The 16,677-nt window shown below is 36.2% G+C and carries 24 protein-coding genes; 20 read left to right on the plus strand and 4 right to left on the minus strand.

Features of this window, described 5'->3' with window-relative positions; all coding sequences use genetic code 11:
• Positions 1 to 35 precede the first annotated feature (35 nt).
• From K5783_RS02120 to K5783_RS02215, 20 genes are all read left to right on the plus strand, one after another.
• Positions 36 to 251, plus strand: a complete 216-nt coding sequence (locus tag K5783_RS02120) for a hypothetical protein (protein WP_297471912.1) — start codon at positions 36 to 38, stop codon at positions 249 to 251.
• Positions 252 to 324: 73 nt separating this feature from the next.
• Entirely contained in the window at positions 325 to 597 is a 273-nt protein-coding gene (locus K5783_RS02125) for a hypothetical protein (protein WP_297471913.1), read from the plus strand.
• 311 nt (positions 598 to 908) lie between these two features.
• A complete protein-coding gene (locus K5783_RS02130) occupies positions 909 to 2,177 on the plus strand; it encodes a hypothetical protein (RefSeq protein WP_297471914.1) in 1,269 nt (422 codons plus the stop codon).
• A complete protein-coding gene (locus K5783_RS02135) occupies positions 2,174 to 2,368 on the plus strand; it encodes a hypothetical protein (protein WP_297471915.1) in 195 nt (64 codons plus the stop codon). Before K5783_RS02130 ends, K5783_RS02135 begins: the two co-directional genes overlap by 4 nt.
• A 139-nt stretch (positions 2,369 to 2,507) precedes the next feature.
• Positions 2,508 to 3,218: a hypothetical protein gene (locus tag K5783_RS02140; RefSeq protein WP_297471916.1), complete on the plus strand. Its 711-nt coding sequence runs from the start codon at positions 2,508 to 2,510 to the stop codon at positions 3,216 to 3,218.
• The gene (locus K5783_RS02145; protein WP_297471917.1) at positions 3,218 to 4,699 is read left to right on the plus strand and encodes a hypothetical protein; all 1,482 of its coding nucleotides are present in this window, start codon (positions 3,218 to 3,220) and stop codon (positions 4,697 to 4,699) included. Before K5783_RS02140 ends, K5783_RS02145 begins: the two co-directional genes overlap by 1 nt.
• Entirely contained in the window at positions 4,696 to 6,393 is a 1,698-nt protein-coding gene (locus K5783_RS02150; RefSeq protein ID WP_297471918.1) for a hypothetical protein, read from the plus strand. Before K5783_RS02145 ends, K5783_RS02150 begins: the two co-directional genes overlap by 4 nt.
• 43 nt (positions 6,394 to 6,436) lie before the next feature.
• On the plus strand, positions 6,437 to 6,742 hold the full coding sequence (locus K5783_RS02155) for a hypothetical protein (RefSeq protein WP_297471919.1): 306 nt from the start codon (positions 6,437 to 6,439) through the stop codon (positions 6,740 to 6,742).
• Entirely contained in the window at positions 6,739 to 7,236 is a 498-nt protein-coding gene (locus K5783_RS02160; RefSeq protein ID WP_297471920.1) for a hypothetical protein, read from the plus strand. Before K5783_RS02155 ends, K5783_RS02160 begins: the two co-directional genes overlap by 4 nt.
• A complete protein-coding gene (locus K5783_RS02165; protein ID WP_297471921.1) occupies positions 7,233 to 7,934 on the plus strand; it encodes a hypothetical protein in 702 nt (233 codons plus the stop codon). The genes K5783_RS02160 and K5783_RS02165 overlap by 4 nt, the downstream gene beginning before the upstream one ends.
• Positions 7,924 to 9,336 carry a hypothetical protein gene (locus tag K5783_RS02170; RefSeq protein WP_297471922.1) on the plus strand — a complete coding sequence of 471 codons (1,413 nt, stop codon included), beginning with the start codon at positions 7,924 to 7,926 and terminating at the stop codon, positions 9,334 to 9,336. The genes K5783_RS02165 and K5783_RS02170 overlap by 11 nt, the downstream gene beginning before the upstream one ends.
• Before the next feature lie 2 nt (positions 9,337 to 9,338).
• Positions 9,339 to 9,944: a cobalamin biosynthesis protein CbiN gene (locus tag K5783_RS02175; RefSeq protein WP_297471923.1), complete on the plus strand. Its 606-nt coding sequence runs from the start codon at positions 9,339 to 9,341 to the stop codon at positions 9,942 to 9,944.
• Positions 9,941 to 10,291: a hypothetical protein gene (locus tag K5783_RS02180; protein WP_297471924.1), complete on the plus strand. Its 351-nt coding sequence runs from the start codon at positions 9,941 to 9,943 to the stop codon at positions 10,289 to 10,291. The genes K5783_RS02175 and K5783_RS02180 overlap by 4 nt, the downstream gene beginning before the upstream one ends.
• Positions 10,288 to 10,722, plus strand: a complete 435-nt coding sequence (locus K5783_RS02185; protein WP_297471925.1) for a universal stress protein — start codon at positions 10,288 to 10,290, stop codon at positions 10,720 to 10,722. Before K5783_RS02180 ends, K5783_RS02185 begins: the two co-directional genes overlap by 4 nt.
• A 3-nt stretch (positions 10,723 to 10,725) precedes the next feature.
• Positions 10,726 to 11,118 (plus strand): hypothetical protein, encoded by a 393-nt coding sequence (locus K5783_RS02190; RefSeq protein WP_297471926.1) that lies wholly within the window; start codon positions 10,726 to 10,728, stop codon positions 11,116 to 11,118.
• Entirely contained in the window at positions 11,108 to 11,368 is a 261-nt protein-coding gene (locus tag K5783_RS02195) for a hypothetical protein (RefSeq protein ID WP_297471927.1), read from the plus strand. The genes K5783_RS02190 and K5783_RS02195 overlap by 11 nt, the downstream gene beginning before the upstream one ends.
• Complete coding sequence (locus K5783_RS02200; protein ID WP_297471928.1) at positions 11,365 to 12,300, plus strand: hypothetical protein; 936 nt, start codon at positions 11,365 to 11,367, stop codon at positions 12,298 to 12,300. Before K5783_RS02195 ends, K5783_RS02200 begins: the two co-directional genes overlap by 4 nt.
• On the plus strand, positions 12,297 to 12,770 hold the full coding sequence (locus K5783_RS02205) for a hypothetical protein (protein WP_297471929.1): 474 nt from the start codon (positions 12,297 to 12,299) through the stop codon (positions 12,768 to 12,770). The genes K5783_RS02200 and K5783_RS02205 overlap by 4 nt, the downstream gene beginning before the upstream one ends.
• The gene (locus K5783_RS02210) at positions 12,767 to 13,186 is read left to right on the plus strand and encodes a hypothetical protein (RefSeq protein WP_297471930.1); all 420 of its coding nucleotides are present in this window, start codon (positions 12,767 to 12,769) and stop codon (positions 13,184 to 13,186) included. Before K5783_RS02205 ends, K5783_RS02210 begins: the two co-directional genes overlap by 4 nt.
• The gene (locus K5783_RS02215; protein WP_297471931.1) at positions 13,183 to 13,746 is read left to right on the plus strand and encodes a hypothetical protein; all 564 of its coding nucleotides are present in this window, start codon (positions 13,183 to 13,185) and stop codon (positions 13,744 to 13,746) included. The genes K5783_RS02210 and K5783_RS02215 overlap by 4 nt, the downstream gene beginning before the upstream one ends.
• Positions 13,747 to 13,758: 12 nt before the next feature.
• Here K5783_RS02215 and K5783_RS02220 read toward each other — a convergent pair whose 3' ends face one another.
• From K5783_RS02220 to K5783_RS02235, 4 genes are all read right to left on the minus strand, one after another.
• Entirely contained in the window at positions 13,759 to 13,932 is a 174-nt protein-coding gene (locus K5783_RS02220) for a hypothetical protein (protein WP_297471932.1), read from the minus strand.
• Positions 13,933 to 14,243: 311 nt separating this feature from the next.
• Positions 14,244 to 14,453 carry a hypothetical protein gene (locus tag K5783_RS02225; RefSeq protein ID WP_297471933.1) on the minus strand — a complete coding sequence of 70 codons (210 nt, stop codon included), beginning with the start codon at positions 14,451 to 14,453 and terminating at the stop codon, positions 14,244 to 14,246.
• Between the two features lie 111 nt (positions 14,454 to 14,564).
• Positions 14,565 to 15,617: a hypothetical protein gene (locus tag K5783_RS02230; protein WP_297471934.1), complete on the minus strand. Its 1,053-nt coding sequence runs from the start codon at positions 15,615 to 15,617 to the stop codon at positions 14,565 to 14,567.
• A gap of 193 nt (positions 15,618 to 15,810) precedes the next feature.
• Positions 15,811 to 16,614 (minus strand): helix-turn-helix domain-containing protein, encoded by an 804-nt coding sequence (locus K5783_RS02235; protein ID WP_297471935.1) that lies wholly within the window; start codon positions 16,612 to 16,614, stop codon positions 15,811 to 15,813.
• Positions 16,615 to 16,677: the final 63 nt, after the last annotated feature.

The raw sequence follows: 16,677 nt of genomic DNA on the forward strand, positions 1-16,677 counted from the left end.
GGTCTAAATTTTGAGAACTATCATGTATTTTCAAAATGTCTGAACACATTATGGTAAAAGTAATAAAACAATATTCCTTCAAAGCATTAATGCTGTTGGAGTATCTTTCGTTCATTTTGTACATCATGTTATTTACACTGGTTCCATTTATTGCCGTGTTGGGAATTTCCCTTAGAATTATCAAGAAGAAAAAGCAGACCAGAGCATATAGAAAACCCCCAACAGAACTAGAAGAGATCATGGGATTTTAAGATTAGAAATTCAAAACCATGCAGTTTTGATACCGAAAACAGTGTTTAAAACACAATATTTTTCAAACAGAACATGCTGAAAATTTTGGTAGGCGTATTGGTTTTTGTGTCACTATTTTTCATGCCAACTTCAATTTATGGACATCCAGAAATTAACTATACAAAATCATTCGTAAAATTTTCTGACGATACCCACATGCATCTTAAACAACCAGAAATTAAACGGCCAACACTAGGTGAGGAAGATTGTGACTGGTTAAACCAATGCATCATCATAACACTGACTGGAATAATTAGCATCACTATGATCATAGTAGTTGTGTTTGTGTATAAAAAACCAGCATAGTTTCATGTTCAGATCATCATGGATTTGTTCAATATGGTTTTCATTTTCTATTCCACACAAATGTATTCTATTTGTTCACCGCAGTATGGAACTAAAATTATGATATTCATAAGTAATTCGAATCATTTGCAGATGCAAAATCTAAATTTAGTCGGGCCAAAATCTGACCCGACTGGAAGCGCTATGGTCGGTTGTACACACTGATGAAAATGACTCCTTTCATCGCATCCTGAAATTATGAGGAATTTGTTTATAATATTCACTAATGATTCATCAGTGTGTGATATATACAAAAAATTAATTTTTTTCGTATGGCGGTTGCAGGGTTTATAGTGTTAGCATCTGTTGCTTTGGTTTTTACCAATACTGCATATGCCCAAATTACCGATGACCAAGTCACCTTGTCAGGAGATTTGCAGAACAATCCTGTAGCTCAGGATATTCTAGACAAAATTGAGAAAAGCAAGAAATGGATTGCAAAACTGCAAGAAAGAAATTTTGAGGCCTCTGAAAGACAGCGAGAACTAGAAGAGAAAAGGGCAGAAGTATTGGAACATCTGAATGCGGATTTGAAAAAATGGGAAGATTTGTGGGGGTACTATACATTTGATAAAATGCTAGAGCGTGCACTAGAAGATAGCCCTGCAAAACATACTGATACCATTTATGATCATCCCCTGAAATTCACTGCATCAAAAATCAACGCAGGACGTGCTGCTTTGGCCCAAGTAATTCAAAACGGCGGAGGTCCTGAAGAGGCAAGAAACGCGTTTGCAAATGCTGCAAAGATTACTCAGGCAGAGATGGTAACTGCCAATGCTCTGTTTAATGTTCTAAATGGCAATGCATACTATAACCAACAGATTCTGTTTGAATCAGATGGCCAATTTAATCTGGATTTGTCTGGAGACCAGTTGCGCAAATACTATCTTGATTACAGAACAAATCCCGGCTATCTGTTGGCAAATCCAAAAGACACTACATCATGGGAGGATTTGAGTGAAACCAATCCAAATACCGTATGCAGAGACGAATACATTCTGATATACAGAAATCATGCTGATGACTATGTCTGCGTAACTGAATATACAGCCGAAATGTGGCAGCGTCATGGTATGGGGAATCCAGTAAACAAAGAGATATCATCAATTCCTGATGAACTGACTAGAATCCAACTGAATCATGACAGGATTGCAGAAAAAGTCTCTGCCATAAATCTGAAAATCCAAAAAATTCATGACAATCATGAGATTCAAGTCCAAAACATGGAGAAAAAATACGACCATATGTTTGTAGAAATGGAGCAAAAACAAAAAGACGAAGAGAAACTTGTCCTAAACAAACTAAACTCTGATGAAATAGATGCTGAAAACTTTAGTGTCCAAATTACAGACATTCGTGCAAAATACAAGGCAGTTGAGAAAAACATGATCAAAGAGAAATTTCAGACTCTGGACATACTGGACAAATCCCTGAGAGAAAACCTAGATACTTTGATATCCAAATACGAGCATGATTCTGAAATCAAGATTGTCTGGAACGATGCGCAAGGCACCTATCGTGCAACAATGAATGTGTGAATTCATCTTTAGATTGCACATGCCATAAAAACAAAATCCCTTCACTCAATTCTGATGATGTCGAGTTCTTTTCCCCTGTTGGTTCTTGTGTTGCCTCTGGTCTTTGTATTGCAGCACGGGCATTTTACCATCCTGTCTTTGAAATAATAATCGCAGTTCCTGCAATAGCATCCGCCGTTCTGATAAACTAATTTCTTGTGAATCTGCTCGAATTCATTGCACTTGTTTTTGCATGATGCCATCACAGTTTTATTTTTAGGACTATCATATATTCATAAACAAAGAATTCATGAGTAATTCTTAAAAGGGATAATTTTTGGTTTTTTTATAATGGGCGTGGTTGGGATGAATTCTAAAATATTACTGGTTTCATCCTTGTCGGCCATCTCTTTTTTAGGCGTGTTTGTGTTTCTTTCTATCAATAATGATGATCTAATCAAGAATAACATGGATGATGGTGTTGTTGTAAATCTAGAATCCTATGCATATGAGGATGTATGTGGATATCCTGTAACTGATGAGATGAGATTGGATTTGATCTCTCGATCTTCTTGGAGCCATGACTCTTTTCCATATCTGAAAGGTCATCCGGGACATTTTACACATGTTATTCTTTCACGAGATATTGAGGCGATTCCTGTATTACAATATCAGTTTGAGCTTGATTCTGGAAAACATGTCTCTTTTGAGATGGATGCTTGCAATCTTGATAGTTCCAAAATAGGTCTGATAGAATATGGTCCAACTTATCTTAAACCCCAATCAGAATATGGTGATGCTTTTTTTAACACTATCTCAGTTCCTGGAAACCCAATGGTCCAATTCAGTACGATGCAACCTGTACTTGATGCTGAGAACTGCCAAAGAGTTGCCAAGTATTACACAACACTCCAAAGCCACACAATGTTTACTCGTGAAAATGTAACATTTGATCCTATTTGGAAAGATCAAGTATTTCCATTAATGGATTACTGCAATGATGCAGGGGATTTCAAGATGGATATAATCGATGAAAAACTAAAATGGAGTTTTGTGGTGTGATGAATTTTAAATTTTTCTTGTTTACTGTTGCAGTCTTGTTTACATTGGTTTTTGTTACTGCTCATCCTGTGTTTGCTGAACCCATTGACGACACACATGGCATTTCATATGGTCAAGTCGGAACAGCAGTGTCACTTAATACCCACATACAAAACCCATATGATTTTCCCGTGTCTGCATCAATCGAGTTTGTCTTTGAGGATATTGACAGTGGAAACCACTGGGATGCCAAAAAACATACAGGCACAGCAGATGCTAATTCAAGCTTTGTAACTCATCAATCGTATTTTTTTAAAAATACTGGCAGGTTTTTAATCCACTTTGTATATGAAGTTGATGGAAAGCCAATCAAAGAACCGGAAACTACCGAATTTATTATTTTCAAAGAATATTCTGATGTTGCACTAAATGGGTGTAGTCCAGATCATAAATTCATAATAAAGCCAAACTATGGCACCGCTGTATGTGTATTTGATGAGACCGTTGAAAAACTAGTCAAAAGAGGATGGGTTGATAACAACATTACAGAAATGAAACATGATTCTGAAAATGATGCTCCAACATTTCAAATATCTTTTGACATTTTAGGTGATTTTAATTTTCCAGATAATTTCTATTTTATAGATGATGAAATTAAAGTATCTGGAAATATTTGGACTCTGCAAAAAGAAAATTTTGACGAGACTCCCGTAATAATTCAGGTCAATTATGATGATGAATTAATAGAAATTGCTCAGGTTCCAGTGTCTTCAGACGGTACTTTTTCACATTCGATTAAAGCTGCAGGTCCTTTGTGGCAACAAAGTGGACTTTATTTAATCACCGTCTCATATGACTCTGTAACTACTCAGCAAAGTTTTGGGTTCTCCACTTATTATGATGATGTTTCTGTAAATTATTTTGTAAATTCAGATTCAGATGATTACGAAGAATTATGCGGATATCCAGTTACTGATGAAATGAGGTTAGATATAATAAAAAATTCATGGGTTTCTTATGGTGTCCCATATCTTACATCTCAACAAGGAAATTTTACACATGTTGAACGTTCGAAATATCTGACTGACATTCCTGATCTGCAATACTGGTTTGTGTTAAAAAGTGGTAAACAAGTTTACTTTGAAATTGGAGCATGTGATATTGATGATTCGAACATCACACTTGGAGAAATTGGTCCAAACTATGAAAAATCTCAAGATATTATTGTTGATGGAATTCATTATACGGTGTTGCCCGCTCCTGGTTCTCCTTTAATTTACAACGACACCCTTTTGCCTGTATTGGATATTGATAACTGTAAAAGAGTTGCAGATAATTACACAAAAGAAGAAAGACCAAAACTATTCACACGTGAAACCACAACCTTTGATGCCGCATGGGCAAATCAGGTATTCCCTTTGATGGATTACTGTACTGGTATCGGAAACTATGAATTAAAAACCATTGATGGAAACATAAACTGGAGTTTCACAGAAAAATGAATTCTAAACTTCTGTTAGGATTGATTGTATTTGCAAGTTTAATTTTTGTTTTTAATCCTGTTTTTGCACAGAATACACATCCACAATTACCTACCGTCTACCAAGTTCCAAATGCTGGCTTTGATAAATATGCGTACACGTGGGGAGAGCAAGGGAAAATTTTCTTGGCTTCTTCACTTGATAACAAAGATCCTCAACGAATCGAAGTCATAACTTCCAACAATTCAACATTTAGCTATGAAATATCCGTCTATCCAGATTCTACCCGTCAAGAAAATTTTATCTTAACTGAGACTGGACCTGATACTGGTTTGTTTGAATGGGATTTTGTCGTATCTGATCCTGAAGCCAAGCCAACATATGATGTCAACAGTAATTACATAATAGTGTCTGATTCTACCACCGATATCCACTTTCAATTTGATGTAGATTCAATCAATGGATATGTTGCAACTGCAAAAATCACATATCCAAATGACAATACTCTTCCAAGTGATGAGCAAATACAAAATATGTTTGACATGTATCCAAGAATATCCTCCGTACATTCTATCCAATTTCGAAACGGCACAATGATTAGTCCCTATGACGGACAGGGAATTCTTACAGTACAATATCCATCTCAAAACAAGTCACCTACAACAGTTGATCAACTCAAAGTTACTTTTTCTGCATATGATGCACATAGAATTTTTGAGGTTCTAGATGAGACAGGACCTGACACGGGAGTGTTTGAAGGCTCATTATCGTTTTCTAGCTACAAGTCATTCTCAAAGATATATCTGATAAAAAATGAAAACAACGTACGAAGTATAACTGCATACTATCTCGTATCTGATACTGAATCTCCTACATACTCAAATAATATTTTGTTGCATCATGGACTAGAGTATCCAGATAACACGTCAGGTAGAATTCACAATGATTTGAGATTGTCCGTACATTCAGACAAAAAGGCGTATCTAGATGACCAGTCAATTAAGGTGACTGGATATGCAGAACCTGATGAAATTATAAATGTGTCACTTTTATCAACACGTGGATCTCATGTGTTGTTTGAACAAGTACATGCAGATAACAATGGGATGTTTGATACTGAATTTACTTTAACTGATCCTTCTTCATCTGGAAAGTATGACATTAATGCAGTTAGCATAAAAAATGACAAGCAAACCACCACTCAAATCACTATTACAAGCATTGATGATTTGAAAACTAGAAGCATTGATGTTCCTCCACTACAGCAATCACAAATGGGATTGCAACCTGATGAAATTGTTTGCAAACAAGTCTGGAAAAAATTAATCAAACCTGGGGGGGAATCTCCTGCATGTGTGACATTACCCACATATGAAAAACTGTTAGAACGAGGTTGGCATGGTCAAACCAATGTCAATAAAACTGAATCAGAGATAATGGATAGAAAATATCAAATGATTGCTGATAAAAATATGATGACTTTTGGCGAATTTCTAAGAGTGGATGTTAAAATTGACAGTCCTGTTACTAACTCACATGAAATTAAAGTTGTAGGACCTGATGGAAAAACTCATGCAAGCATAATTTCAGAATCGGATGATGAACATGGTTGGTCTTTTCAAGCCAGAAAGAATTGGCCAACAGGTACATATGAAATTCAATTATGGCATTCTGATGAAAAGGTACTGACTTCTACATTTATCCTGCAAAACTAACACTTGATTAGATGTTATATTGATGTAGTTTTTGGATAAAAAAATGAAAACTAGATTTTTTATAATTATTGCAATTGGTTCTATTATTGGCCTTTCTACATTTTTTGTAGTAATATACCATGATCCAAATGATGAGTTACCTGTTCAAGAATTATCCTATATTCCAATTAAAGAATCCAATAGACAAACTGGGGACGATAGTTGCCCTGTAATTCATTTTGTTGGATATGCTTGGGAGGATTGTGGATCAATTTGGACTTGGAGTATATTGGGAGTTCCACTATTGATGATAATTGTTGCACCTATTGGAATTGCTTTAGCTGTGGTAATTTGGAGAAAAAGAAAATGAATACTATAATTTTGACACTAATCCCTGTATTGGCGTTTCTTGGGATTTTGGGAATTGTTATTTTATTTGGATCTTGGAGTCAGCCCCAACCCGAGCTAGGAAGCGGCGCAATTGATTTGGATCCTGATTTATCGCCAACTTATGCTTTAGATTTTATGGGCGGTTTGTTTTATCATACAATTTTATCCCTGATTGCTTTGTCTACGGTAATCTCTGCATTATTTCTAGTGCCTTATTTTATTCTGAAAAGAAAAAATATTCCAAGCAAACCGTACCTGTCTTTAATCTTGGCAGGATCGTTGTTGTATTTTGGAATGCCTTATATTATTTTGTCTTTACAGACTATGGCAATAATATTTTCTCAACCTGAACAAATTAGAACGTGGGTTATTGATATTCGATTTGTTTTGTTACTGGTGCCAATCATGGTGTTATCTATCCCAGGAGTCTTATTGTATAAATCCTCAATCCTTAGGAAACTGATGAAAAAATGAAGACTATGCTTTTGATAATTATTGGTATGGTTGTTTTTACTTTTATCTCTTCTCAAGCCCTTGCATGCTCAAAAGGTGGACCTGACTTGAATACTTTCTCTCCTTGGAGTGAAAAATTACATGGAGACTGTTCTGTTACTGTAGGGAATCTAAGTTGGTTAGGAATGATATACATCATACTTGCATTTATCGTTCCACTAATTGTTATCATAAGAAAAAAGAAACTTTCCAAAAAACTCTATCTGTTGATTCCAGTAATCATTTTTGTAGTGATGATATTTTACTCAATTTTCATTTATGGAACTCCTGACATTACACAATTTGCAGTACCTCATGGAATCTATGGCGGAATTGACTATGACACTGTAGCATGGCTTGAAACAGATAAGGATTTCAAAAGAATGCTTAATGAAAAAAACATTGTGTATTCAGATGAACATTTCAATACTGGTTATGATTATTCAAGTGGCACGAATTATGATAACTTGGAATATCAAATTATCATGCCTGCAAGTTATTGTGGATTTGTAATCTCTGATGATGGAGATGAGTATTGGTATACTGCAACATTTGATAAAATTATCACTTCCTCTGAATTACATGAGGCAAATCCATATGATTGCTCTGGAGAATCTAAAGAATGTGTATGTAATATGCAAAAAGGAATAAGAGAAAGGTTTTCAGAAAATGAACATTGAATTTTTAATAATTATTGGATTAATCTCAACAATTGGACTGTTTGCAATTTCTCCTGCATATGCATCTTTTACGGATTCAATATTGGTTCAGGTAGATGGTGACTTTAGGAAGGTTTACTATAATGAGAAAAATGTAGATTCTGTTTTATTTGACTCTGATTCATCTTCAGTAATATTTGAAACTGGAAGTGATGCTATATTGGAGATTAAATCTCCCAAAGTATACAAAGTAGGACCGGGACCATTCATTTTAAAAAATGGAGTAGAGATTGCACCTGAATACACCTCAGATGATTGTTTTTACTATGTAAATATTGAAACAAAGACACCTGAAACAATCGAACTTGTGTTTGCTTTTTGGCCTGAATATCCTGAAACAATAGAAGGATGTGAAACATTCGTTCTTTCTCCACTACAACAATTCAGGTCCGATATTCCAATTCATAACATACAATGCAAAGAGGGTTTGATGTTAATTGAAAAACATGATGAAAATCCCGCTTGTGTGAAACCTGAATCTAAACAGAAATTACTTGAACGTCATTGGACAGTATCTCCATCATACAAAGTTGTGGGGCTTGACAAGGCATATGTTGACGAGCCAATCAAAATTGCAGTTGAAAAATTGGGATGGAATAAATGCAATAGTTATGATGCAAAAATATACACTGTTTCACATGACAACGTGTGGGGTTACTCGTCATCTGGCTCTTGCATAACGCTAGATCCTCCTAAACTAAGCAAATCAACAATTGATGTGCCAAGAAACAAAAAATACCCGATAATTGAAACGACTGGGAATTACATCTTTGAGATTAAATTTGGACATGCCGTCATCACAGAAGAATTTTATGTTAAAAACTTGATTTCAAAACCAACACAAAACACAATATCTGTATTTTGTGGACCCTCCATAGAACAGATACGGGCAGAATCCTCTATTGACATTCTAACTCCAAAAAACCTTCCTGTTGGGTATTCGCTAAAAAGCACCGACGACATTCATCCGGGCATTGTTCTGTTAAACTATGCTAGAGGAAACACGTGTGGTCCAGATGCGCATACATTAGAGGATGGAAAGATAGAGATTGTGATTGCCTTTTCTCCTGATGCTCCTCTAGAGTCAGATGGAGAAACATTTTTGGAGCAATACAAGACACAATACAGGGAAAATAATATTGGTTTTCAAACATCCGTTGTGGATTCCAGACTTTACATAATCGGTGTTAATGGCATGATGCAGCAGTTAGTGGATGATGACATGATTCATGATGAAAAATGGATAGAGCCCACACGAGTTCATGTTTTTGATGAAAAAAATTCTGCTGGATATAAAATCACAGCACATTTGCCTCTTTATGAGGTGATGAGTATTGCAAAGTCACTTTCGGAAATTGAATAAATATGAAAACTAGGCTTTTGATAATTTTTGCACTTGGGTTAACCGGACTATCACTCCCTTTTGTTTTTGCATGTGAGTGTGTAGGGTCCACTCTTGAGCAAAGAATTGAAAATTCTGATGTGATCTTTTCTGGAAAACTCTATCCAAATGTATGGGATTTTTCAGAATTAAAGATTGCTGGAAATTTTAATGTGATCCAAGTCTGGAAAGGTGCAGATTCTTTCCCACAGATTGCAACAGGGGATGTTACCGTAGTTACAGGAGTGGATAGCGGAATATGTGGTGTCACATTTATTCCCAACAACAAGTATCTGATTTTTGCAAAAATTGACGGGGATGTTTTGACAACAAGTAGCTGTTCAGGATCATGGTTTTTGGATGGACGTGCAGATGATGTAAAAGCATTGGATGCCATGGGGGCGACACATCACTTTATTGATGCAAGAGATGTGAAAGGTTCTTCATCAGACGACTGCAGAGGTCCTGGATTATTTACTGTAGAGCAATGTGAATTTGAAAAACTAATACGCACCGTATTTTTGCCAATTGGAATTGCCTTACCTATAGTTGGACTGTCTGTGTTTTTTATCTGGAGAAATAGAAAATGAAAACTAGACTCATGATCATTGGAATAGTTTCAATTGCAGGGTTTTTGACCATTCCATTTTATGCCACTAATGTTTACTGCGATGTTTTTGATTCTGAAAACGGTACTTGTATGCGTATTTCAGGGATTGGACCTATGGATTATTCTAGTTTGCCATACTTTGTAATTGATTCTAAAAACACAGGTAATTCAAACGAATGCTGGGTTCTAGAAGATGACGGGAGCCTGACACCTTGCAAAATGGATGGCAGGCCTTCTGTGATGATGTTTTTTGTAGTCTTTTGGCCTTACATTATTTCTGGAATTGCGATCATGATAGTTTTTACTGTTTGGAGAATTAGAAAATGAAACATGTTATGATTCCATTTCGTCCAGATGGCGTATTTTATCGAGCATTTGAGAGTGCATTAAATGTGGCAAAGCAAAACAATGCATTACTTTCGCTAGTCAAGGTTATCCATTATCCTGCTGGGATAGGTCTGGATACGTTCTTGGTGATGGATATGGTTTCACGTGAATATGATCTGTCCAAGTTTGACAAAATAGTGACAAATCTACAAAAAAATGCAATTACTGCCAAAGTCAAATTAGACGTACATGTTCTTGACATGCATTTGTCTCCTGCCAAAGCCTTTGTAGAGTTTGCATCAAAAAATAATGTTGATTTGATGGTTGTAGGAAGCCCTGCTAGGAAAGGCTGGAAAAAACATCTCGGCTCTGATATGTCTGATGAGATAATGGCTTTGAATCCTTTATGCAATGTGATCTTGGTGGAATAAAAAATGAAAACTAGATTCAAAATTCCATCATGCAAGACAAACATTTTGTTTATACTTAATGCAGTACTAGTTGGCATTCTAAGCATTGGTGCGTCTTATTTTACACTGGTTCCACTAGTCATGTTTGATAGAAATATTTCTGATATAGTAAGAATGTCCACACAAAATTATGCAATGATTGGCTTGTGGATAATTTATTTTGCAAACATTATCTGCTTGCCAATAAATCTAAAAAAGACACACACAAATTGGAAACTCGGATACATCCTATTTCTAATTGGTATAATGATTTTTGTAATTTACATCACAGGCGTATTTGATTGTTGGGAAGCAATGGTATCTAAATTCTTTGGGATGGATTACAATGACAGGATTAGATGTTTGAATGAAAACTAGACTTTTGGTAATTGTCGGACTTGTTTTGGTTATTGGAGCAATGCTTGCAGTTCTGATAAACCACCACATTTCAATCCGTGAATACGAGTCAAACAACACTCCAAATCAGCTACGAGGAGTTTTTGCCAACTGTGCATGTCAGGAAAAACAAAACCCTGATACAAACATGCTGTGCACTCAACCCTTCATTGACTGGGAGAACTCTACGCATTATATTGACAACAATATCTGTGAGTGGAGAAAAAAATGAAAACAGAGCACGGCGTAATCATAGCAGTAGGCATTCTTGTTTTGATATCATTGGGATTTATCGCATCAAATCCTGATTCCACACCATATGAGACTGCATTGACTCAAATCAATGAAAAGGGAATTGAGGCTGAAAAGGCAGAAGATGATGCCAAACTCAATGAGCATGCAATGCAGATACAAGAAAAGATAACAAAGATTGCAAGTGACTCACTTGGATTGCACATATTCATGGGTGATGCTTACCGGTCTTATTTCCCATTAGCAAAAGGCTCTGATGTGGAAATTCAAGAGGGAAGAGACTCGTTTCAAATTTGCAATGTTGCAGAAAACATTCCAGCACACCTTCAAGAAATAAGCAAGACAGAAAAATTCAAACTCTTTGCAGCAAAATATTCTAGTTATCCAATAGAGCTGAATCTACAGGATGAGCGATGGAGTGAATCCTTGTTCCATTACGGATTGATTGCAAACTCCCCTGATGGAAAAACCGCATTGACAATGTTTCATGTGAATTCTTGCACAAATCAGGTTACAGATTCCGAACGATATTTCCTGTCATGCCATGATGATGCAACGCACAAGATCTTTGGCACGATAAACAAAGATGATGTTCTTGCAAGTCTGAATCATCCAGACTTTTGCACCATACCGCTTGACTCGTGGCGCCAATCAGTGTATGACTATAATCAGAAAATTCATGAACAACAAACAAAATATTTTCAAACAATTGAAGTCATTGAACAAAATCACGAGTCTTTATCCGCATGGGATTTGGAGCATCGTCGATTTGGACTATTACGAGACATCTCAAGCATGTATGTGATGGGAATAGACAATGAAGAAGACATTGAAGACAAGATAAAACAATACAATGCCCTGTTTGGTTCCTTGCCTGAAGAATTTTTACAGATACTGGAGGCAAGAAAATGAAGTCTAGACTTTTGATAATTATTGGTATGATCACGCTCCCAATGATTTTGCCACAAGGATTTTCACAATGCATCTACAATGATGACTGGCCTGATGCTCCGTGTTTTGATACGGGTCCTGTAAGTCATTTGGAATTCAATAAAGCATGGGCTCCGTACTATGATCACAAGGGTTCAGAATGGATGGAAAACAAAAGAATCGAACTCAATCAAGTCTTAGAGCAAGGAACTATAGAAGAATGGGTTGAGAAATTAGAAAATCATAATGTTTACCAATATTATTTATCCAGAAATGAAATTCAAAGCAGTCTTCCATATGATAGTTTTTTTGTAAAATACGATCCGAACTTTGAACCTCCTACACCAGTTGGATTCTTTACTGATGAACAACCCTCAGAATGGCTTTGGTTTGTAATTGGTGGTTTGTTTATGCTAGGTATACTTTTGTTAATTTGGAGAATGAGAAAATGAGGTTTTTGCTAATCCTTACAGTAATTGTTGGCTTTTCTGCACTGTTACTTTTGTTTCTTGTTCAAAACCCATCTGAACCAAATGTATCTGATGACAGGGATGATCTCAAAGAAGTAGTGTACTCATCAACTGTGTGTTCAAGATATTGGCGCGGTGAATTATTTGAAATGTGGGACAACAAAACACACGACTATACAAATGATCCAATATACCAAGAATGCTCAGAGTGGCTAAAATTTGAAAAATACGCCAATACTTCCTACGATCCCAGTCCTGTGCAACTAGAGGCAATATCAGAGCATTGTATTGACTCAAAAGATCTTGTAGAAACTAAAGGGCTTTCTTATTCTAATGACACTCATTACATTGATACAGTAAACTGTCAATGGCAGGCACTTGAGAGGATTGGAAAATGAATGCTAAATTTTTAGAGAATCTGCGAAAAAGAATAATCATTGTAATTCTGGGAATTATTGCATCTTATTTTGGTATAATCCCGTTAGGTTTGCTTTATCATAAACTATCCTATGCTCCATTGCCCGATCCTGTATCATCATACTTTTTCTTTAACAGTGTGAGAATTGGAATCATGGTGTTGTCTTTGTATCTTGCACTAGTTCATGTCAAGCCATCCCTTGTTCCACAACAAGAAAAATACAGAAAATTTGTCCTGATTTCAATCTTGATAATTGTAACTCTTACAGTTTCGCTGCCAAGCGGATATGTAATTCCTCAGCTGGAACAAGGCGGATGTATTACAAAATCTGGAAGCTACAATGATGGTGGTAATTTTAGCGGTTCATCTTCGCAGGGAATAACAACCGAGTCTGAATGTGCTTATAACTGTATATTTTCTGGCAAGTTTAACACGCAAGAAGAGAAATTTTGTGAGTTTACTGGAATATTTGGAAAAACACATTGGATGAGATCCCCTGATGACTTTGACACTCCTGTATTTGGGGAAATTGTAAAATGAAAATTTGTAAAATCAAGTGGAAAACTTTACAAGAATTCCGCCAATGATTAACGCACTCACTCCACTGACAAAGATTAGAGGATTGGGTTCAGAATCAAACAAATTTGCAACGCCGATAAGAGTGACAATAAAACCCACTGCCAAAACAAAGATCGCCAATACTAAACCTGCATCTTCAGTTATCATACTTTTTCACGTTAAGAAACTAGTGTAATTCTTCATAAAGAATTCTATGTTTGAGTTACTGGTAGAACCAATTTCATTCATAGTTTACACCTATGAATGAATTTATTTTATTGAAAATACTCGTAGATACAAAACATCAAAAGCACTTTTCAAAAACCACAATTGAACCAACAAGATTTTTTTGTAATTAATCATCAGTAGCAAGATCATCTAAGAGTTTAGAGTATTTCTCGATGAGTTCATCAGTTATTCTCTCATGTTTTGGACTCATACTTGTTTTATCCTTTCTGAGACATATGAAAACAACTGCTTCATAATAGTTGGTTCAAGATCACGTCGATGTTTCTTGATCTCAACATTTCTCTTAATTTTGTATTTTCTTCTTCTGGATTAATATCTAATTCATAATCACTATCTCGCAGAAATGTTCCTGCTGCAATGATCGAAGTTCTCCTATTGCCATCAAAGAACTCCTGAGTCCAAGGAATTGCAGCCATTATTGCAGTCGCTTTTTGAATCAAATCCTGTAGAACAGAACTGGTATTTTGGTCTGATTATTTTGATAACGGGACACATCATCTTGATGGACAATATTGTGAATGGGATGTAAGAAAATGAAGACTAGGAGTTAATCAAAACCTGCTATCCAAGAGTGAGTTCATTCTTGTCTGACATGCGTCGTTTAATTTTTCATTGAACCTCTGGCAAAAATCTTCTGCCTTTTGTTCTGAGACAAATCTTGTAAGGGACTCAACTGCACCGATTATGCACGCCTCCCTGTATTTGTCAGGAGTTGAAAGACACATTGACTGTGTTTTATCCAGATCATTGAAATTGTCTTTTGTCATGTGGGCCGAAATGCCTTTGTAACAAACAGCAATGTATCTCTGGTCTTCAATGCCACTACATAATGAAAATGCACTTTGCAAATCATAGCCTGTTTGTATCAAAAAATAATTTGCCTGATATCTGTGACATAGAGTTGCAGCTTCTGAATTTTCAGTTCCATCAATCTGATTACAAGGATGATACAAATCAGATTCATCAAAATCTCCTCCTCTGCTTTCTGCATATTCTCCGAGATTCTCCATGAACAAACCTCCGTTACACATGTAGACCTCACGCCAATTATCAAACTCATTGCATCGCTCCAATGCCTTTGTTGTGTTGTAATTGTATGTCTTTATCAGGCTGTGTCCCATGCCATGAATACATTCTTGTTTTGCATTGGATCCTAATGCGCTTTGAACTGTCTCGCATGATTCTTTGATGTTGACAGATTCAACTGGTTTTCCGTCCAGCATGTTTTCTATCTGGATTGTGTTTTCAAGTAGACCGTGCATTATGCCTGATGCACATCTATGATCAGAAAGAACTGATGCCTTTTGCAAGTCGCGGTTAACGTATCCGAAAAGAAACTCTCCTAAATGATGTGCTGCTGGATGACAATAAAAGTCTGCATCGACGTACAAATCTAAAAGTTCATCTAATGTCAAAAACACTGTCTCAGTAGAGTTGTTTTGCGACAACTCGTAGAGTTTGTCAATAGTGCATTCATCATCATTGTAACATGATTCAAAGATAGAATCTGCATATGATACTGGTGATGATTCTATATTGGATGCAGCCAGTGCAACAATTACCAATGCTGCCACTATTGTGATTAGTAAAAACTTGCTCTTCATATTCTTGCTATTTCTGATTCTAATCTTCTTCTGTTAGAGCGAGTAGAGTATCTGACACGAATATTGCAACATGGGCAACGCAGGAATCTTTTTTTAAAATAATAGTCGCATATCTTGCAGTAGCATCCCCCTGTATGATATGCAATATGCCTTGTTGTAGATTCTGACTGTGAGCATCTTCCTTTGCATATAGTCATGGCAATCTGTCTCGCAACTTTTTATTTTGCCTTCGTTTATTGTATAATCTTGCAAGTATTCGCTCCAAAACTATCCCTCCAATCACAACACTGACTGAAACAACCATTGCGACAACTAGTGATTCAACTCCTCCGTCATTTAGAGAATCAAACGGTTGTGGGTATACTGTTCTGTCTGCTGAAGCAGATCCTGTAAATACAGCATCAGTGTCTGCTGAATCCCAATACTCTATTTCCGGTTCAGGTTCTGGCTGCGGTTCAGGTTCCGGAACGGGCTCGGCAATTGATTCTGAAAATTCTACCTCATCCTCTGAAATTGCAAATTCATCTATGGATGATTTCATCCCTGAATCGTGAGGTTGTATGTCCAAATTCCCCTGATTTGGTTTTAGCGCAAACCATGACACAACTCCTGCCATTCCTATTGCTGCAAATTTGGAGAACTTTTTCAATGATTCCACAAGTGAATTGGTTGATTCTTCTGAAGTAATGAGAAAAGACTGGTTTGTAGAAACATAATATTTCATTTCCTGACCCTTTGCGGAAATTCCTGTTTTGGATACTTTGATCATTCCTGCAGACTGCATTCTTTTTAGGTGATGTATTGCCAATGCTAGGGATATTTCATTTTCTTGTGCAATCTCGTTTGCAGTCATTTCGTTGCCTTTTGAGATTGTCTTCAAAATTTTTCTGCTAGAGTCATTGCTAAATATCTCACCGATGATCTTTATTCTATCATCTTCTGTTGAGATGATCTCTATGTCTTCATCCCCGTCTTTCATGATAATTCCATCTGTCATATTTTATGAATTAAATGTTCGGTAAAATTCAGATTTAATCAAACGTTATAACCAAAATATAAT

The sequence above is a fragment of the Nitrosopumilus sp. genome, from assembly GCF_025699125.1.
Classification (GTDB): Archaea; Thermoproteota; Nitrososphaeria; order Nitrososphaerales; family Nitrosopumilaceae; genus Nitrosopumilus.